Below are 17,639 nucleotides of genomic sequence, written 5' to 3'. Positions count from 1 at the left end.
GTATACTTTGCATACCTGGCGTCAATTACGCACTTGAAGCATCCCAGGGATGCTGGAGGATACCGATGGAGACGAATGAAACTGTCTACCGTGCCGACTGCCCGAGCCGAATTATTCTCGATCAGATCGCGGACAAATGGTCAATGATGGTGCTGGAGGTGCTGCGTGAACCAAGACGCTTCAATGCGATCAAGCGTCGCCTTGATGGCGTCACTCAACGTGTGCTCACCCAAACGCTGCGCAAGCTGGAGCGTAACGGCATGGTGAACCGCAAGGTTTTGGATGGGCGGGTGCTCGGCGTCGAGTATTCGCTGACGCCGCTAGGCCAGTCATTGCAAGGGCCGTTCACTATCTTGTTTGACTGGACGATGGGAAATATGGAGGCGATTCAGGCCTGCCAGCGCAGCTATGATGAACAAAGCCAACAGCTTGAAAAGTGAGGCTACAGCCTCACTTTTCCTTGTTGTGAATGGCTGCGTACATCCAGTAATCTCGAGCCTGCCCGCGTACCCGGCGATATTGCCTTATCAGGCCTTCGCGTTGCATACCTACCCGCTCCAGCACGGCAATCGACAATAGGTTGCTCTCCAGGACCGTGGCCTGCACGCGCTGAAGGCCCAGAGCCGTATGCGCCCAATGTATAACGGCTCTCGCGGCCGCCGTCGCCAAACCTCGGCCACAGTGGCGCGGGTCAAGATCGTAAGCAATTTCAGCCCGGCCGTGATCGCGGGATATTTCGTTCAGCCCCACCGTCCCGAGCAAACTGTCATTCGCGTCCACGATAGCCCAACGAATCGCATCCCTGCCTTTGGCATAATCGGCGACGAGCTTCTCCAAATCCGTCGGCCCGACATCACCCCAACTGGTATGTTCCGTGACGCCAGGCTCACTCAAATACGCCGACCAGGCGTGAACATCATCCGGTCTCAGTGGCCTTAAAGACGCTTCGAGCTCGTCAGGTAATGCTATTCGTATTGGCAATGCCGTCACAGAACCTCCGTCGACCCTTGCAAAATCGGGCGGTGGGCTAACCACCGATACAAGGATATAAAGTACTGAGGTTTGCCGGCGTTGTGAACATATGAAAGATTATCTTTCCCAACCCAAACCGTAGAAATGAGTGAGTGGGAAGCGGTCAAAGATGGCGTGATATTCCCGAGATCAGCGTTCGGGAAAGCAGAGAAGTCGGGTCGGCCCACTCCATCAACACATCGAAGTGGTTGCAATGCGGCACCTCCAGCAGATCCGTTTCCGCACCGGCCGCCTTATACAATGAGGCATAGGCCGCAGACTGGCGTTTGAAACCGGGAGGATCGCCTCCAGCCCAGGCAACGGTGATGGGGCATCCCGGCGCAGGGATATGACGCATCGGGCTGTAATCGGCCACGCTGTCATCGGAGAGTGCCAGCCATTCCTGTGCGCGCGTCTTCATCAAGGGTGCAAGTTCAAAAAGCCCGCTAATGGGAAAAGCGAACTTCACCAGATCGTTCGGTACACCAAAGGCTGCATGCCAGCCAGGGGCTAGCAGGGTTGCCAGCAAATGGGCTCCTGCAGAACTGCCGCCTAACGAGATCCGATCCGGATCCAGCCCAAACTCATGTCCTCGCCGCCAAATGAACGCCACGGCACTGCGTACGGCATGGACAATGTCACCGATGCCGGCTGCCGGCGCGAGTGGATAATCTATAGCCACCGTGGCAATGCCATTTTCCGCCAATGTGCCCGCCATCATCGCGGAATCGTCTTTCGACAGCGCCCGCCAGTACCCCCCGTGAATAAAAATGAAAACGGGCAGCAGCGACCCATTCCCATTCCCCCTTGGCCCGTATATATCCAGAGCCTGGCCGCTCTCCTTACAATAGGTGACATCAAAATGGCGGCTATAGGAGGATTTCATCTTTTCGGACTGCGAGCGATAACGCGCCATTTCTCTGGCGAATCCTTCAACGCCCACCGTAGCGCGGGCATCGTAATCCTCATTGAGGCGTGTCGGATCCATAAATACTTCGTCTGCCAAAAGCGTCATTTTTCAACCTCCCTGATGAACACCGCCATTTCCCAAACGGCTCTGGCGTCAAAAACATGATAGATCCGCCCCTGTTCCCGGAACGGAACCAAAGATAGGCGTTGATGATCACGCCAAAGAGCCCGTAGGCAGGCTCAACGCCGTTTTCATACGCTCTGCGCCGATCTGCGCGCAGCGCCCGGTGATACGCAAAACGGCCGATCGAACGTCGTCCGGCCACAGGTTCATATGCCCCATGCGTTCCGCCGTGTCCTGCGTATGTTCGGTCAGCGGCCGTTCCTGCGCCTCCCAGACCGCCAGTGCCGCCGGGATATTCCGGTTATTTTCCAGACTGACCGCCAGCCCTAGGGCATTCATCAGAGCACAACCTCCCCCTTGGCCGAGGTAAGGCGGCATCGCATGGGCAGCATCACCGAGGATTGCTACCTGCCCTTTGCTCCAGGCTTTGAGCTTCAGCACCTCAAACGCATCCCAACGGCCGGCATCGCCAAAACGTGCGATCAGGCCGGAAAGGTGTGGGAAGGATTTGCACCAAAGTGCCGGGGCAATCGGCAGCTGATAGGCATCCACATCGTCCTCAGCGCAACACAACGCAACATACAGATCGGTCGCGCTGGCGGGCGTATAAAGTATCCGCCTTGTCCCCGAAAAGTACTCAATGTAGTTCGAACGATCTGCAGACGGTACGTCATCGTCATCGCGCTTCAACATCATTCTGACCGCGCCATAGTGCAGCGGCTTGCGGTACATCAGCAGGTCCAGCGACTCTCTGACGCGCGAATTGATACCGTCAGCGCCAATCACCAAATCTGCTGACAACGCCCGTTTGTCCGCCAGCAACAGCTTGCCGTCCGGTGTCGCCCCCACCGCCGCAGAATCACTGACGATTTCGGCCCCGGCGCGGCGAGCAGCATTGAGCAAAGACAGCAGTAACTGCTCACGCAGGATGGTAACCAGACGTGGGGCGCCACCGCTGTTGATCGGAATATCCTCCATGGTCACGTTGCAGCGATCGCGGGTCTGGAACAGGGCCCCTTCATGTGCCCCCACCATGGCCTCGTCATAGGCGCCAATCGCCTCGAGCACACGCAGCCCATTACTCCAGATATAGATGCCCGCACCAAAGGTGCGCAGGTGAGGTGAACGCTCGTGCACCCTTACGCTCCACCCACGCTGGGCTAACGCCGCCGCTGCCGTAAGCCCGGCGATGCCTGCCCCAGCAATTTCTGCATGCAGTTGCTTCATACCCTCTCCTCAGCCCTGTTTGTTTTTGATCGTTACCCGTCGTTAAGAACCCGCCTGTACCGCAAACAGATCCTTTCTCCTGGTCATGCAGAACAACGCCAAAGCGGCAATGAACGCGGGAAGCGCCATCCAAAAGAAAAAATTCTGCAAATCGCCCACCGCGGCATAAAGCCAAGAACCGAGATAAGCCCCGAGGATAGAACCAATATGACCCACGCCGATCCCCCATGACACTCCGGTCGCCCGCGCCATGGTGGGATACAGGCCCGCGCTCAAAATACTGATGTTGTTCAGTGCGCCGGTCAGCGTGAGCCCCACAAGAAATACGCAAACCAGCAAACCGGTCGAACTGCCAAGCTGGCTGCCGGTAACCAGCAACGCGAAGGAGGCCAAAAGCGCTAAAGGCGGGAGAATTCTGGCGATACCGATACGATCGATGAGCACAGCGGTGATTATGCCGCCGACAACGCCCCCCAAAGGCAGCATTGCGGCGACATATAAAGCAGTGTGAGCGTCAAAACCGCTACCGCGGAGTACCGTTGGCAGCCAATTGCTCAGCAGGTAAAACGAGAACAAGCAGCAGAAAAAGGTCAGCCAGAGTAGAAGCGTACGCTCGGTTCGCCCCTCAGAAAACAGAGCAACCACGGGCGATAGCTTCTGGCTTTTTTCTCCGGGCTTTCTGTCCATGCCGTCGGTAAAGACCACGGACTGCCAATTCTTCTGGCCACCAATCCGCTCGACGATCCGCAGTAATTTAGCCCGCTGTTGCGGCCTGTTGGCCAGGAAACAGATAGACTCTGGGAGCATGAAATACAGCACTGGCAACATCACCAAGGGGGCGATACTGCCCACAAACAGCAGGCCTCTCCAGCCCAGCACCGGCAGCAGTAAGTCGGCCACCCAACCGCCGAGCGCCATGCCCAGAGTAAAGCCGGAAAAGCTCAGGGTGACCAGCAGCATACGCCAGCGAACGGGCGAATATTCTGACACCAGGGTAATACAACCGGGCAATACGCCGCCTAACCCCATGCCGGTCAGCAAACGCAGTGCCACAAGCACGGCAATCGATGAGGAAAAGGCATAACCCAGGGTGCCTAAAGCGACGATAACCGAGCAGATCAGCAGCACCGTTTTGCGGCCATAACGATCCGCCGCAGGGCCGCAAATGAAACTGCCGAGTAGCATGCCGAACAGACCCGCGGCGAAAGCAGGCCCCAACTCGGCGCGATCTATCCCCCATTCTTGAGCCAATTCCGGCGCAATATAGCCCATCGCGCTGGCATCCAGACCATTAATCATCAATACAATAAAACACAAGACCAGCGTCATTATCTGCAAACCGCCAAGCGGGCTTTGATCGACAATGTCGGTGACGGATTGTTTGTTCATGGCAAAAATCCTCTTTTCTTGTTCTTTTATTAGCTTGCATCATGAAACGCACGCCACCACCGGCTGGAAAACTCGGGGTTAACCGGTAGATGAAATGGTATCAACATACTGATTAGTAATGAGTTACCTTCTGTCAGTTCCGGAGCTTATGCATAACCCTGGGCTTTACTGGGCAGCCTGCAGGGGCAGTTTTTTCCAGAGAACAAGGATTGATCGAGTATAGGGCTGGGCTGATATCAGGGAATAATCAAAAAAGGGATCTTTGGTATAACCAAAATGAATACAGGGAGGCGCGCAAAGGGAATATTTTGTGGGCATCGGAAAAAAGAAAACCCCCGCACAGTCTGCCTGTAGCGAGGGTTTTAAATCATCACCGATAGTCAGTGATCAGCCGTTTATCATTCCCACTCGATGGTAGCCGGTGGCTTACCGCTGATGTCATAAACCACGCGGGAAATGCCGTTGACTTCGTTGATGATGCGGTTGGAGACGCGGCCGAGGAAATCGTACGGCAGGTGCGCCCAATGTGCGGTCATAAAGTCGATGGTTTCCACTGCGCGCAGTGAAACAACCCAGTCGTATTTACGGCCATCGCCCATCACGCCAACTGAACGCACCGGCAGGAACACGGTGAATGCCTGGCTGACTTTGTTGTACAGATCGGCTTTGTGCAGCTCTTCGATGAAGATCGCATCGGCACGGCGCAGCAGGTCGCAGTACTCTTTCTTCACTTCGCCCAGTACGCGAACGCCCAAACCTGGGCCCGGGAACGGGTGACGGTAAAGCATGTCGTACGGCAGGCCCAGTTCCAGACCGATTTTGCGCACTTCGTCTTTGAACAGCTCTTTCAGCGGCTCGACCAGGCCCAGCTTCATCTCTTTCGGCAGGCCACCCACGTTATGGTGCGATTTGATCACGTGCGCTTTGCCGGTGGCGGAAGCGGCGGATTCGATCACGTCCGGGTAGATGGTGCCCTGCGCCAGCCATTTCACGTCGGTTTGCTTGCAGGCTTCTTCGTCGAACAGTTCAACAAACACGCGGCCGATGATCTTACGCTTGGCTTCCGGCTCATCAACGCCGGCCAACGCGCTCAGGAAGCGATCTTCCGCCGCCACGTGAACGATGTTCAGGCCGAAGTGGTCGCCAAACATTTCCAGCACCTGATCGGCTTCGTTCAGACGCAGCAGGCCGTTATCGACGAACACGCAGGTCAGGCGTTTGCCGATGGCGCGATGCAGCAGCATTGCGGTCACGGAAGAGTCGACACCGCCGGACAGGCCGAGGATCACGTGATCTTCGCCCACCTGCTCACGAATGCGCTCTACTGCATCTTCGATGATGGTCGCCGGGGTCCACAGGGCTTCACACTGGCAGATATCCAGCACGAAACGCTCCAGCATGCGCTGGCCCTGACGGGTGTGGGTCACCTCCGGGTGGAACTGCACGCCGTAGAAGCGTTTTTCTTCGTTGGCCATAATGGCAAACGGGCAGGTATCGGTGCTGGCAACGGTCACGAAGTCGGACGGGATAGCGGTCACTTTGTCGCCGTGGCTCATCCACACGTCCAGCAGCGGTTTGCCGGTTGGGCTCAGCGCGTCTTCGATGCCGCGAACCAGTGCGCTGTCGGTAGTGATTTCCACCTGCGCGTAACCGAACTCACGCTCGTTGGAACCTTGCACATGGCCGCCCAGCTGCATTGCCATGGTCTGCATGCCGTAGCATACGCCCAGCACAGGTACACCGGCGGTGAACACGTATTCTGGCGCACGCGGGCTGTTGGTTTCGGTGGTGCTTTCCGGGCCGCCGGACAGGATGATGCCGCTCGGATTGAATTCGCGGATTTGCTCTTCGCTAACGTCCCAGGCCCACAGCTCGCAGTAAACGCCGATTTCGCGCACGCGGCGGGCGACCAGTTGAGTGTATTGCGAACCAAAGTCCAGAATCAGAATGCGATGCTTATGGATATTTTTTGTCATGTGAGGCGAATTCCAGCAACAGAGAAAAAGAGCGAAAAAAGTGTTTTCGGGGTGAGGCTTCGGCCCCACCCCGGCCTCTCCCGCAGGAGAGGATAAAGCATTAACCCATGCGGTAGTTCGGTGACTCTTTGGTGATGGTCACGTCGTGCACGTGGCTTTCCTGGATACCGGCGCCGCTGATACGAACAAATTCAGCCTTGGTACGCAGGTCGTCGATGGTGGCGCAGCCGGTCAGGCCCATGCAAGAACGCAGGCCGCCCATTTGCTGGTGCACGATCGCTTTCAGCATGCCTTTGTAAGCCACGCGGCCTTCGATACCTTCCGGCACCAGTTTGTCGGCGGCGTTATCGGTCTGGAAGTAACGGTCGGAAGAGCCTTTGGACATCGCGCCCAGTGAGCCCATACCGCGGTAGGATTTGAACGAACGGCCCTGATACAGCTCGATTTCGCCCGGTGATTCTTCGGTACCCGCCAGCATGGAGCCGACCATTACGCAGGATGCGCCGGCCGCGATAGCTTTGGCGATGTCACCGGAGAAGCGAATGCCGCCGTCGGCGATGACCGGAATGCCTGTCCCTTCCAGCGCTTCAACCGCATCGGCGATGGCCGTGATCTGCGGTACGCCTACGCCGGTCACGATGCGAGTAGTACAGATGGAGCCAGGGCCGATACCCACTTTGACCGCGCTGACGCCGGCGTCAGCCAGCGCTTTGGCACCGGCTGCGGTAGCCACGTTGCCGCCCACGATCTGCAGATCCGGGTATTTGGCGCGCGTTTCGCGAATGCGCTGCAATACGCCTTCGGAATGGCCGTGAGAGGAGTCGATCAGCAGCACGTCAACGCCGGCGGCGACCAGCGCATCAACGCGCTCTTCGTTACCTGCGCCTGCACCCACCGCAGCGCCAACGCGCAGACGGCCATGCTCGTCTTTACAGGCGTTTGGCTTGCGTTCCGCTTTCTGGAAGTCTTTTACGGTGATCATGCCCAGCAGATGGAAGCTGTCGTCCACTACCAGCGCTTTCTCAACGCGTTTTTCGTGCATTTTCTGCAGCACGACTTCACGCGCTTCGCCTTCTTTCACCGTAACCAGACGCTCTTTCGGCGTCATCACGGCAGTAACAGGCTGGTTCAGATCGGTGACGAAGCGGACGTCGCGGCCGGTGATGATACCGACCAGTTCGTTCTCTTCGGTGACCACAGGGTAACCGGCGAAGCCGTTACGTGCGGTCAGCTCTTTCACTTCTTTCAGGGTAGTGGCGGGGGTTACGGCTTGTGGATCGGTCACCACGCCGCTTTCATGTTTTTTCACGCGGCGGACTTCTTCTGCCTGACGCTCGATAGACATGTTCTTGTGAATGAAGCCCAAACCGCCTTCCTGCGCCAGCGCGATGGCCAGGCCGGATTCGGTAACGGTATCCATGGCTGCGGACAGCATAGGGATATTCAGGCGGATATTTTTGGTCAGTTGGGTGCCGAGCTCAGCGGTATTAGGCAGAACCGTAGAGTGAGCTGGAACCAGGAGAACGTCGTCAAACGTCAGTGCTTCTTTTGCGATACGTAGCATGGGCAATATCTCACCAGAGTGGGCTGTGAAAAAGATAAAATATTGCCGCGGCATTATACAGAGCGTAATCGGTTGCCTCCAGCACTTTCTCACAAAAACTCTTGATTACCTTTTTCAGCCATGTAGTATCGACCAATTAAGTGCTTGTTTTGAAATTTGATCTGGGTCACATGTCGATACCTGCTTCGCCTTCCATTTTTACCGTAAGCCGCCTGAATCAGACGGTTCGACAGCTGCTGGAAATGGAAATGGGCCAGATTTGGCTCTCCGCCGAGATCTCCAACTTCTCCCAGCCGTCTTCCGGCCATTGGTATTTCACGCTGAAAGACGACCGCGCGCAGGTGCGTTGCGCGATGTTCCGCAACACTAACCGCCGCACCACCTTCCGCCCGCAAAATGGCCAACAGGTGCTGGTTCGCGCCAGCATCACGCTGTATGAGCCGCGCGGCGACTATCAGCTGATCGCAGAAAGCATGCAGCCTGCCGGCGACGGCCTGTTGCAACAGCAGTTCGATCAGTTGAAACAACGGCTGAGCGCCGAAGGCCTGTTCGACCAACAGTTCAAACAGCCGCTGCCCAGCCCGGCCAAACGCGTCGGGGTCATTACCTCCGCCAGCGGCGCGGCGCTGCACGATGTGCTGCAGGTGCTGCAACGGCGCGATCCTTCGTTGCCCATCGTTATCTACCCTACTTCGGTGCAGGGCGCGGAAGCCCCCCTGCAGATTGTGCGCGCCATCGAAACGGCCAACCGCCGTGACGAGTGCGACGTGCTGATCGTCGGCCGTGGCGGGGGTTCGCTGGAAGACCTGTGGAGCTTTAACGACGAACGCGTTGCGCGGGCGATTTTCGCCAGCCGCATTCCGATTGTCAGCGCCGTCGGCCACGAAACCGACGTCACCATTGCCGACTTTGTCGCCGATCTGCGTGCGCCAACCCCTTCTGCCGCTGCCGAACTGGTCAGTCGCAATCAGTTGGAACTGCTGCGTCAGTTGCAATCACAGCAACAGCGGATGGAAATGGCGATGGACTACTACCTGGCGCAGCGCCAGCAGCAGTTCACCCGCATCAACCACCGTTTGCAGCAGCAGCACCCGCACCTGCGTCTGGCGCGCCAACAAACGCTGTTGTTCAAACTGCAGCGCCGGTTGGAAGACGGCATGCAAAACCAACTGCGTCTGTCTTCGCGTCGCAGCGAGCGGGCTCAGCAACGGCTGGCGCAGATGCAACCGCAGGCGCGTATTCACCGCTACCAACAACGCGTGCAGCAACAGGAATACCGTTTGCAGCAGGCATGGGATCGCCAGCTTAACGGCCTGCGTCAACGTTTTGGCGTCGCCTGCAGCCAGCTCGAGGCCGTCAGCCCGCTGGCAACGCTGGCCCGTGGCTACAGCGTGACGCAAACCCCGCGCGGCGAACTGCTGAAAACCACCAAACAGGCCCAGGTTGGTGAACTGCTGAAAACCCGCCTGCAGGATGGCTGGGTGGAAAGCGAGGTGAAAACCATCACCGTCGCCAAAAAGCCTCGCAAGAAACGCGCGGCCGAATAATCCCGCTTACTCCAGCGTAAAACTGCTGCCCGGCACGCCGTTAATCCACAGTTCTCGCGTCTCACCAGTTGGCAAACTGCAGGTCAACGTCCGCCACGCCGGTTTGAACCGGCCTTCGGCAGTGATGTTCAGCATGATGCGTTGATTGTCGCTGAACATCTCCCAGCGCAGCCACAGCGCGTCGCCCTGCTGCCAGCCATAACTTTCCCCGTCATCTTCGAATAACAGCCCAGAAGCGCTGCCACTGCCTTTGAGCGGGTACAGCTTCAGCTCGCGCCGATCGTCTGCCGTTACGTCAACATGCGCCAATCGGGACGACAAAGGTATCGCGGCACCGGCACGCACCAGCAGCGGCAGGCGCTCCAGCGGTGCCTCAAGCAGCACCTCCTGGCCGCCGCTGAACCATTGCCCGCTGTAGAAGCAGTACCAGCCGTCGCCGTTATCCGGCAGATACACCGGCCGCTGACGCTGCCCCTGCTCCACCACGCTGGCCACCAGCAGATCGCGACCTATCATAAAATCATCGGTTTCGTTCAGCGTGCGCTCATCATGCTCGTGGTCGAGGAAGGTCGGGCGCAGCATCGGCTCGTCGTCGACGCTGGCCTGCCACAGCAGGGTGTAGAAATACGGCATCAGCCGATAACGCAAAGCAATCGCCTCGCGCACTGCCGGCGTCACCGCAGGGTACATCCAGGGTTCGTTAACCGTGGCGTCGTCGTTCCAGGAGTGAATGGTGAAACGCGGATGCATCACGCCATTTTGTACCCAGCGCACCAGCAGTTCGGCGTCCGGCCTGTCGCCGGAGAAACCGCCCACGTCGTGCCCAAGGTTGTACAACCCGGACAGGCTCATGCCCAGCCCCATGCGAATGTTGTAACGCAGGGTCTGCCAACTGGTGCGGTTGTCGCCGCTCCAGGTCTGCACATAGCGCTGCATGCCGGCGCAGCCGGAACGCGAAATCAGGTACGGCCTCAGTTCGGGAGCAAAGCGCTGTTGTGCCTCCATCGAGGCGCGCATCATCAACAGCGGCATCACCGGGCGAATATGCTTGATGGCGATCGGCCGGCCAAAACCGTGACAGCGCGCTTCGCCGTCCCACACTTCGTATTCGTTATTGTCATTCCAGGTGGAATCGATGCCCATTTCCAGCAGTTGCTCAGTCACGCCCTGCTGCCACCAGCGTACCGTCGCCGGATGAGTGAAATCGAGGTGCGATCCTTCATCGTCCCAAAAGCTGGAGCGCTCCGGCCGTTCGCTTTCTGAATCGCGAATAAACAACCCTTGCTGCGCCGCTTGTTGATACTGCGGGTGATCCTGCAGCAAGCACGGCTTGATATTGGCCGCCAGCTTCAATCCGGCATCGTGGAAAGCCTGGCTCAACTGCTTGGGTTGCGGCACCTTGTCGTGGTTCCAGTTGAACACGTAACGCTTGTTGCCGATTGAGGTGTAACCGGACGACAGTTGGAAAGAGTCGCAGGGAATGTCATGTTGACGGCAAAGCTCAATGAACTGCTGTAGCTGCTGTTGGGCATCCGGCGCGTCGGTGTAATGCATGGTGGAGCCGCTGTAGCCCAGGCTCCATTTTGGCCCGAAGTGTGTCTTGCCGGTCAGGCGCACAAACGCCTTGGTGACATCCAGCACCTTTGGCCCGAGGAACAGGTAATAATCCAGATCCCCCGCCTCGGCCTGATAGCGGCGATAGGCCAGGTGGTAATTGTCGATCTCGTTGCCCAGATCCAGCCAGCAACTGCTCAGGTTATCGTAAAACAGCCCAAAGCTGGCCTCTTCTCCACGGGTGATAGTGAAGGGAATGTGCTTGTACAGCGGGTCGGTGCTGGCGGCGTTGTAACCCATCGCATCCAAATTGCGCATTTCAAAACGGCGGCCGCTGCGTTCCAAATCACCGGCCTTCTCACCCAGGCCATAATAGCGCTCGGCGGCATGGCGACGTTGATAATGGGCCACGCCGTCACCGTGCGGATTAAGCAAATAGGCGCTGGTTGGCCGATCGGCTGCCAGCGGACGCCATTCGCCGGCGGCGTTGCAGTGCTCCCATTCCAGCCATAACGGCTGATGTACGGTCACGCGCAACGCGGAGGTGGTCAGCACCAGCCGATCCTCATGCTGTTGCAGTTGGTAACCCGGCAGGCTGAAACCGTCGACGCTCAGCCGATCGCGCCCTTCCCAGGGCACATCGGCCTGTGGCGCAATGCTCCAGGTGCGGTCCAGCGCCAGCTCTCCGTTGCGCTTGATCAACACGCGACACAGGTGGTTTTCCAACACGTACAGGCAAAACAGATGGCGTTCATCGACCAGCAGCTCAATACGATCGGCATACTGGCCTGCCAGCGTCCAGTTTTTCAAGGTTTTCATAGGCATCCAACTTAACTATTGAGTGTTTTTTTACCGCCGCGTTCGGCGATCAAAGCAATCAGGAACAGGGCACCGATCAGGTCGAAGAAGCCCATGGCGATAAACAGCGGGTTGAAACCGACGGTGTCGGAGACCGCACCGATCAGCAACGTAAACAGGAAGCTGGCGATCCAGGCGCTGGATCCGCGCATGCCGTTGACGGTCGCCATTTGGTTTTTATCGAACGACTCCACCACCAGCGCGCTGAGCATGCAGGAGATCACCTGGTGCCCGAAGCCGCCGATCGAGATCAGTGCGATCGCCACGTAGGGATCTTTGGTGATCGCCACAAATGCCAGCGAGACCATCATGAAGGCGCCCGTCACCGAGCTGGCGACCACCGAGTTAACGCGGCTGCAGCCGAACCATTTGCGGTACAGGGTGGTGAGATAACCGCTGGCGACGCTGCCGATGTCCGCCGCCAAAAACGGCAGCCAGGCGAACATGGCGATGTGCTTTAAGTCCATGCCGCGCTCGGTGGCCAGGTACAGCGGCACCCAGAAACTGAACACCGCCCAGGCCGGTTCGGCGAGAAAGGCCGGAATGGCGATGCCATAGAACTTTTTGTTGCGGCACAAAATCGCCAGAGACTTGAGGAACGGCAATCGGGGCAGTTCCGGCTCATTGTCTTCGCGGATCAAATCCAGTTCCTGCTGGCTCAGATTGGGGTGCTGCTGCGGCGAGTGATAGAACAGCCACCACAGCACCACCCAGATCAACGCCAGCGCGCCGGAGAACAAAAAAGCGCCCTGCCAGCCAAAGGAAACGTGAGCAATCACGATGATCGGCGGAGCCAGCATGGCGCCAATAGAGAAACCAACGCCAGCCCAACCGGCGGCGATCGGACGTTCCTTTTTAGGGAACCAGTCGGAAATCGCCTTGGCGTTGGCCGGCGTGGCCGCCGCTTCCGCCCCGCCCATAAAGAAACGCAGGATAGCCAGCTGAACCCAGCTCCCTGCCCCGGCATGCAGCATGCAAACTACCGCCCAGATACTGGCGCAGATCAAAAAGCCCATCTTCAGGCCGATAACGTCGATCAGCCAGCCGCAGATCGGCTGAAATACCGTATAGGCCAACTGGAACGACGCCACCACCCAGGAATACTGCTCGGTGGTCATGTTGAGGCTGGTTTTCAGTTCAGGTGCCAGAATGCCCAGCGAATTGCGGGTAATGTAGTTAACCGTCACGCCCAGCAAAAACAGCGCCAGCATCCACCAGCGCAGCGATTTGAATTTGCGCCGGCCGCTGGCGGCGACCCTTTGATTAATTTCAACACTCATCTGTCTTCTCTCCACGACGGCTGCCCGGTGAAACAGCGCGCCTTTTGGTAGGGTACGTTTTGGTATCGAAGGTATGAGCCGTGTAAAACTGCGGTATGTCTGAAAAAGACCAACGCATCACGATCACAACCGCATGATTTATTTTCGTTTTATTTGTAATTCAGCCCATTAATTGGACTGATAAATCTATAAAGTTGGTATACCAATTCAGACTAACCAGCCGGAAGCGTGAGCGAAACGAGGTTTTTTGCAAAAATTCTCATGCACAGAATAAAAGCTCGCCATAATGGCGACAGAAGCCTGACAGTACGCTGAAAAAACACCGTGAAAATATTTTCATTACCGAATTTGAAGGAGATCACAGAATGAACGGAAAGCTGAAAATACAGGAAATTGCCCGGCAAACCGGGCTGTCGATCAGCACCGTTTCACGCGTATTAGCCGGCAAATCCAACACCAGCGTCGAAGCGCGCCAAAAAGTGCTGGCCTGCGCCCAACAGAACGGCATTCTGCAAGGCATTTCCAGCGGCAGGTTGATGCTCAACAACGTGATGGTCTTCGCTCCGCAGCGTGCTTTTGATGTACGCACCGATATCTTCTACTACAAGGTGATCCAGGGGATCTCCGCCGCACTGGCTGAACATGAAGTGCGGATCCGCTATTGTGGGCTGGAAGAACTGCACAGTGACGGCGCGTTGTTTCTGGAAAAAATGAGCGATCCGCAAACTCAGGCGGCGTTGATTATCGGCATCGATGACGAACACATTCATCAGTTGGCCGCCGACCTGAATAAACCCTGCGTACTGATTAACTGCACCGACCGCCAGATGCGGCTCGACAGCGTGTCACCCGATCACCAGCTGATTGGCGAGTTTTCCGCCAACTATCTGATGCAACAAGGGCACAGCCATATTTTGAATCTGCAATGCCTGCGCCGGCACACTATGGAACTGCGGCTGGCGGGCATTAAACAAGCCTATGCGCGGAACAATATCGCCTTTGACGACGGCCGCCATCTGGTGACCACTTCCGGCTTCGGCAGCGAAGAAGCGGAGCAGGCGCTTACCACCTTTATCAACCGGGTGAGCCACCGTTCGCAGCTGCCAACGGCCATTCTTGCCGGTGGCGACTACATGGCGGTCGGCGCGGTCAAGGCGCTGAACAAACTGCAGCTGAGCGTGCCGGGCGATATCTCGGTGATGAGTACCGACGGCTTCAATCTGGCGGAAATTCACGACGTGCCGCTCACCTCGGTGCAGGTGCCGCGCGACGAGCTGGGTTATGAGGCGATCCAACTGCTGCAACGCCGCATGCTGCGCGCCGATGCGCCGCCTTGTAACCTGCTGCTACACGGCAAACTGGCGGTACGCGCCTCGGTCAAACGCATCAGCCCCCACAAAACCAGCCCGGCAGTCAGCACCCATGACCACCGCCTTTACGATGTCTGAACTACACTTAGTGGCAGAATATTTATAAATACCCGATAGCTTGAAAGATGAGGGCTAAATTTTTTGCCTAAGGAGAGCCACTATGCCGACCCTGACAGCACGCTCGGTCATTCCCCCTTATATGCTGCGCCGCATCGTTGAGCACGGCAGCCTACCGCAGCGCGACTGCGCATTACACACCCTGAACCACGTCCAGAGCCTGCTCGGCAACAAACCGTTGCGAGCACCCGGTGCGAAAACGTCCAGCGCCGGCGAGGTCATGCGTGATATCTACGACGCCGAAAACGGCACCCAACTGCCCGGCAAACAGGTGCGCAACGAAGGCCAGGCCAGTAATCATGACGTTGCGGTAGACGAGGCCTATGACTACCTAGGCGTAACCTACGATTTCTTCTGGCAGGCATTCAAACGTAATTCTCTGGACAATCGCGGTCTGCCGCTGACCGGCAGCGTCCATTACGGCAAGGAATACCAAAACGCCTTTTGGAACGGCCAGCAGATGGTCTTCGGTGACGGTGACGGCGAAATCTTTAACCGTTTTACCATCGCCATTGATGTAGTCGGCCACGAGCTGGCACACGGCGTCACTGAAAGCGAGGCCGGGTTGATTTACTTCCAGCAGGCCGGTGCGCTGAATGAGTCGCTGTCCGACGTGTTTGGTTCTTTGGTCAAACAGTTCCACCTCAAACAGACCGCAGATAAAGCCGACTGGCTGATTGGCGAGGGGTTACTGGCGAAAGGCATCAAAGGCAAGGGCCTGCGTTCCATGTCAGCTCCCGGTACGGCTTACGACGATCCGCTGCTGGGAAAAGACCCGCAACCGGCCAGCATGAAGGGCTACATTCAAACCAAAGAGGATAACGGCGGCGTACACCTTAACTCCGGCATTCCCAACCGCGCCTTCTATCTGGCGGCGACCGCACTGGGTGGCTTTGCCTGGGAAAAGGCCGGCTTCATCTGGTACGACACGCTTTGCGACAAGGCGCTGCCGCAGGACGCTGACTTCGCCACCTTTGCCCGCACTACGGTAAAACATGCGCAACGGCGTTTTGACGGAGACGTGGCGGATAAGGTGCAGCAGGCCTGGCATCAGGTGGGGGTGGAATAATGAAACCCTTGCCGACGCTCAATCAGGACACGGTCATTGAGCTGGCACGTGAAGGCGGCTTCGCCTTTATTCCCAAACTGGCTGGCCAGCGGCGCATTGCGCTGGCCGATATTACGCCGGAACAGCGGCAACGTCTGAATCAACTGTTGAACCAGACACTGCCCTACGCGCAAGAGGAGGGGCAGCCAGGTTCTCCCGGCTGCGGCGACCAGCGCTACTTCCGCGTGCAAATCAGCTATTACAGCCAAACGTTGAGCAGCGAAATCGTGCTGCTGATACCGGAAACCAGCGCCCCGCAGGCGTTGATCAACCTGTGGAAAACCGGTCAGGTCGATGAGTGAACCGTTCTAAAGTTAGGGAAACTACTGCGAGTTAATCGGGGCGAATCTATTCGCCCGCTACCCAAGGTGTATAGCTGAACAACACGCGCTTTTTCGATATCAGCCCATGGCCGTTTTGGCACAGATAATCCACCGCACCGCAGGCCTTCAATTCTTGCAGCGGCTGCCGGCACTCCGGACATTCGGCCAACTGCCGATAATCGCTGTGACAGGCTTCGCAATGATAGTGACCCTTCACCCACTGCATTGCCTGGTGACATTGCGGACATAGCGCTTCCATAGACTCTCCCGAGTTAGATTACGCCCCATGAGCGTAAGAAATAGATCCCCAGCGCGGTGGTGAAAAACGACCCGACGGTGGTGATGGCGATAATGTTCGCCGCCAGCGTGGCATTGCCGCCCATGGCGCGCGTCATGACATAACTGCCGGAGGCGGTTGGCGTGGCCGAGAACAGGAAGATAATCCCCAACGCCGCGCCCTGGAAACCGCATAGCCAGCCGCCCAACGTCATCAAGATCGGCACCAGAAACAGTTTGGCGCTGGAGGACAGAGCCGCCACGTTGGACGAGCGGAACATGGCGCGCAAATCCAGACTGGCACCGGTGCACAGCAGCGCCAGTGGCAACGACAACCCTGAGATATAGCTGCCGGTTTGCCGGATAACCTGTGGGATTTCCAGCCCGGTCTGGGCAAACAGCAACCCACACACCAGGCCGATAATCAGCGGGTTAGTAACGATACTGCGTAATAGCGACAGCCGGCTGATCTTCTTGCCCTCTCCGCCCTGCAGGCTGCGGGTCAGAGTCACCACCGACAGTACGTTAAACAGGATCACCGTGACCGTCAGGTATAACGACCCCAGCGCAACCCCTTCGCTGCCATAGGCAGTCATGGCATAGGCCAGGCCGACGATGGCAGTATTGGCTCGGAATCCGCCCTGTACAAAGACGCCGCGCTCACGCGGTTCCTTCACCAGCCAGACGGCGGCTATTTCCAGTAACAAGAAAGTGGCGACGGTGCCGACGGCGCCGTAAATCACCAGAGACAGGTTGCCCAACAGCTGCGGATGATTGGTGGCAATGCTGAAAAACAGCAGGCAGGGCAGCGCCAGATTGAACACCAACCGCGTGGCGCCATCAATAAAACGGTCGTCCATCATCCGCCAGTGGCGTAGCAGCACGCCCAGCAGCATCATTAACAGATTGGGTACGGTGACGCTGAACGCAAAACTCCAGGTTTCCCAGGACATGGTGTTCCTTCAGGCTGACGGCGGTAATCTTCAGATAATAAAACGATTTCGGC

15 protein-coding genes are annotated in these 17,639 nt (G+C 57.5%); 5 read left to right on the top strand and 10 right to left on the bottom strand.

Annotation, left to right across the window (positions count from 1 at the left end; translation table 11 throughout):
- Nucleotides 1-65 precede the first annotated feature (65 nt).
- A complete protein-coding gene (locus H5P17_RS16525; RefSeq protein ID WP_182824058.1) occupies nt 66-440 on the top strand; it encodes a helix-turn-helix domain-containing protein in 375 nt (124 codons plus the stop codon).
- A gap of 10 nt (nt 441-450) precedes the next feature.
- Here the strand turns inward: H5P17_RS16525 and H5P17_RS16520 are convergent, their stop codons facing one another.
- From H5P17_RS16520 to guaB, 6 genes are all read right to left on the bottom strand, one after another.
- On the bottom strand, nt 451-990 hold the full coding sequence (locus H5P17_RS16520; protein ID WP_044554598.1) for a GNAT family N-acetyltransferase: 540 nt from the start codon (nt 988-990) through the stop codon (nt 451-453).
- A 145-nt stretch (nt 991-1,135) separates the two neighbouring features.
- Nucleotides 1,136-2,026, bottom strand: a complete 891-nt coding sequence (locus H5P17_RS16515; RefSeq protein ID WP_182824057.1) for an alpha/beta hydrolase — start codon at nt 2,024-2,026, stop codon at nt 1,136-1,138.
- A 108-nt stretch (nt 2,027-2,134) separates the two neighbouring features.
- The gene (locus H5P17_RS16510) at nt 2,135-3,271 is read right to left on the bottom strand and encodes an NAD(P)/FAD-dependent oxidoreductase (RefSeq protein ID WP_182824055.1); all 1,137 of its coding nucleotides are present in this window, start codon (nt 3,269-3,271) and stop codon (nt 2,135-2,137) included.
- 42 nt (nt 3,272-3,313) lie between these two features.
- Nucleotides 3,314-4,660 (bottom strand): MFS transporter, encoded by a 1,347-nt coding sequence (locus H5P17_RS16505; RefSeq protein WP_182824053.1) that lies wholly within the window; start codon nt 4,658-4,660, stop codon nt 3,314-3,316.
- Between the two features lie 398 nt (nt 4,661-5,058).
- Nucleotides 5,059-6,636, bottom strand: a complete 1,578-nt coding sequence (guaA, locus tag H5P17_RS16500) for a glutamine-hydrolyzing GMP synthase (protein WP_182824051.1) — start codon at nt 6,634-6,636, stop codon at nt 5,059-5,061.
- A gap of 100 nt (nt 6,637-6,736) precedes the next feature.
- Nucleotides 6,737-8,200 carry an IMP dehydrogenase gene (guaB, locus tag H5P17_RS16495; RefSeq protein WP_020828138.1) on the bottom strand — a complete coding sequence of 488 codons (1,464 nt, stop codon included), beginning with the start codon at nt 8,198-8,200 and terminating at the stop codon, nt 6,737-6,739.
- Between the two features lie 170 nt (nt 8,201-8,370).
- Here guaB and xseA point away from each other — a divergent pair, with 170 nt between their 5' ends.
- A complete protein-coding gene (gene xseA, locus H5P17_RS16490; RefSeq protein ID WP_182824085.1) occupies nt 8,371-9,747 on the top strand; it encodes an exodeoxyribonuclease VII large subunit in 1,377 nt (458 codons plus the stop codon).
- Between the two features lie 6 nt (nt 9,748-9,753).
- On the opposite strand, the gene H5P17_RS16485 is transcribed toward xseA, so the two are convergent.
- A complete protein-coding gene (locus H5P17_RS16485; RefSeq protein WP_044554587.1) occupies nt 9,754-12,120 on the bottom strand; it encodes a TIM-barrel domain-containing protein in 2,367 nt (788 codons plus the stop codon).
- Nucleotides 12,121-12,131: 11 nt separating this feature from the next.
- The gene (locus H5P17_RS16480; protein ID WP_044554586.1) at nt 12,132-13,439 is read right to left on the bottom strand and encodes an MFS transporter; all 1,308 of its coding nucleotides are present in this window, start codon (nt 13,437-13,439) and stop codon (nt 12,132-12,134) included.
- A 365-nt stretch (nt 13,440-13,804) separates the two neighbouring features.
- Here H5P17_RS16480 and H5P17_RS16475 point away from each other — a divergent pair, with 365 nt between their 5' ends.
- The 3 genes from H5P17_RS16475 (at nt 13,805) to H5P17_RS16465 (ending at nt 16,336) form a co-directional block, all read left to right on the top strand.
- On the top strand, nt 13,805-14,887 hold the full coding sequence (locus tag H5P17_RS16475; RefSeq protein WP_182824049.1) for a LacI family DNA-binding transcriptional regulator: 1,083 nt from the start codon (nt 13,805-13,807) through the stop codon (nt 14,885-14,887).
- 82 nt (nt 14,888-14,969) lie between these two features.
- The gene (locus H5P17_RS16470) at nt 14,970-15,995 is read left to right on the top strand and encodes a M4 family metallopeptidase (RefSeq protein ID WP_182824047.1); all 1,026 of its coding nucleotides are present in this window, start codon (nt 14,970-14,972) and stop codon (nt 15,993-15,995) included.
- Nucleotides 15,995-16,336, top strand: coding sequence for a protealysin inhibitor emfourin (locus H5P17_RS16465; RefSeq protein ID WP_182824045.1), 342 nt, complete (start codon nt 15,995-15,997; stop codon nt 16,334-16,336). The genes H5P17_RS16470 and H5P17_RS16465 overlap by 1 nt, the downstream gene beginning before the upstream one ends.
- 46 nt (nt 16,337-16,382) lie before the next feature.
- Here H5P17_RS16465 and H5P17_RS16460 read toward each other — a convergent pair whose 3' ends face one another.
- Both H5P17_RS16460 and H5P17_RS16455 read right to left on the bottom strand, forming a co-directional pair.
- Nucleotides 16,383-16,616 carry a zinc ribbon domain-containing protein gene (locus H5P17_RS16460; RefSeq protein ID WP_182824043.1) on the bottom strand — a complete coding sequence of 78 codons (234 nt, stop codon included), beginning with the start codon at nt 16,614-16,616 and terminating at the stop codon, nt 16,383-16,385.
- Nucleotides 16,617-16,629: 13 nt separating this feature from the next.
- Complete coding sequence (locus tag H5P17_RS16455) at nt 16,630-17,586, bottom strand: AEC family transporter (protein WP_020828147.1); 957 nt, start codon at nt 17,584-17,586, stop codon at nt 16,630-16,632.
- Between the last annotated feature and the right edge of the window lie 53 nt (nt 17,587-17,639).

The sequence above is a fragment of the Serratia sp. OS31 genome, assembly GCF_014164835.1.
Taxonomy (GTDB): domain Bacteria; phylum Pseudomonadota; class Gammaproteobacteria; order Enterobacterales; family Enterobacteriaceae; genus Serratia; species Serratia liquefaciens_A.
Note: the sequence above shows the minus strand (reverse complement) of the source record. Positions and strands in the feature narration are given on the sequence as shown.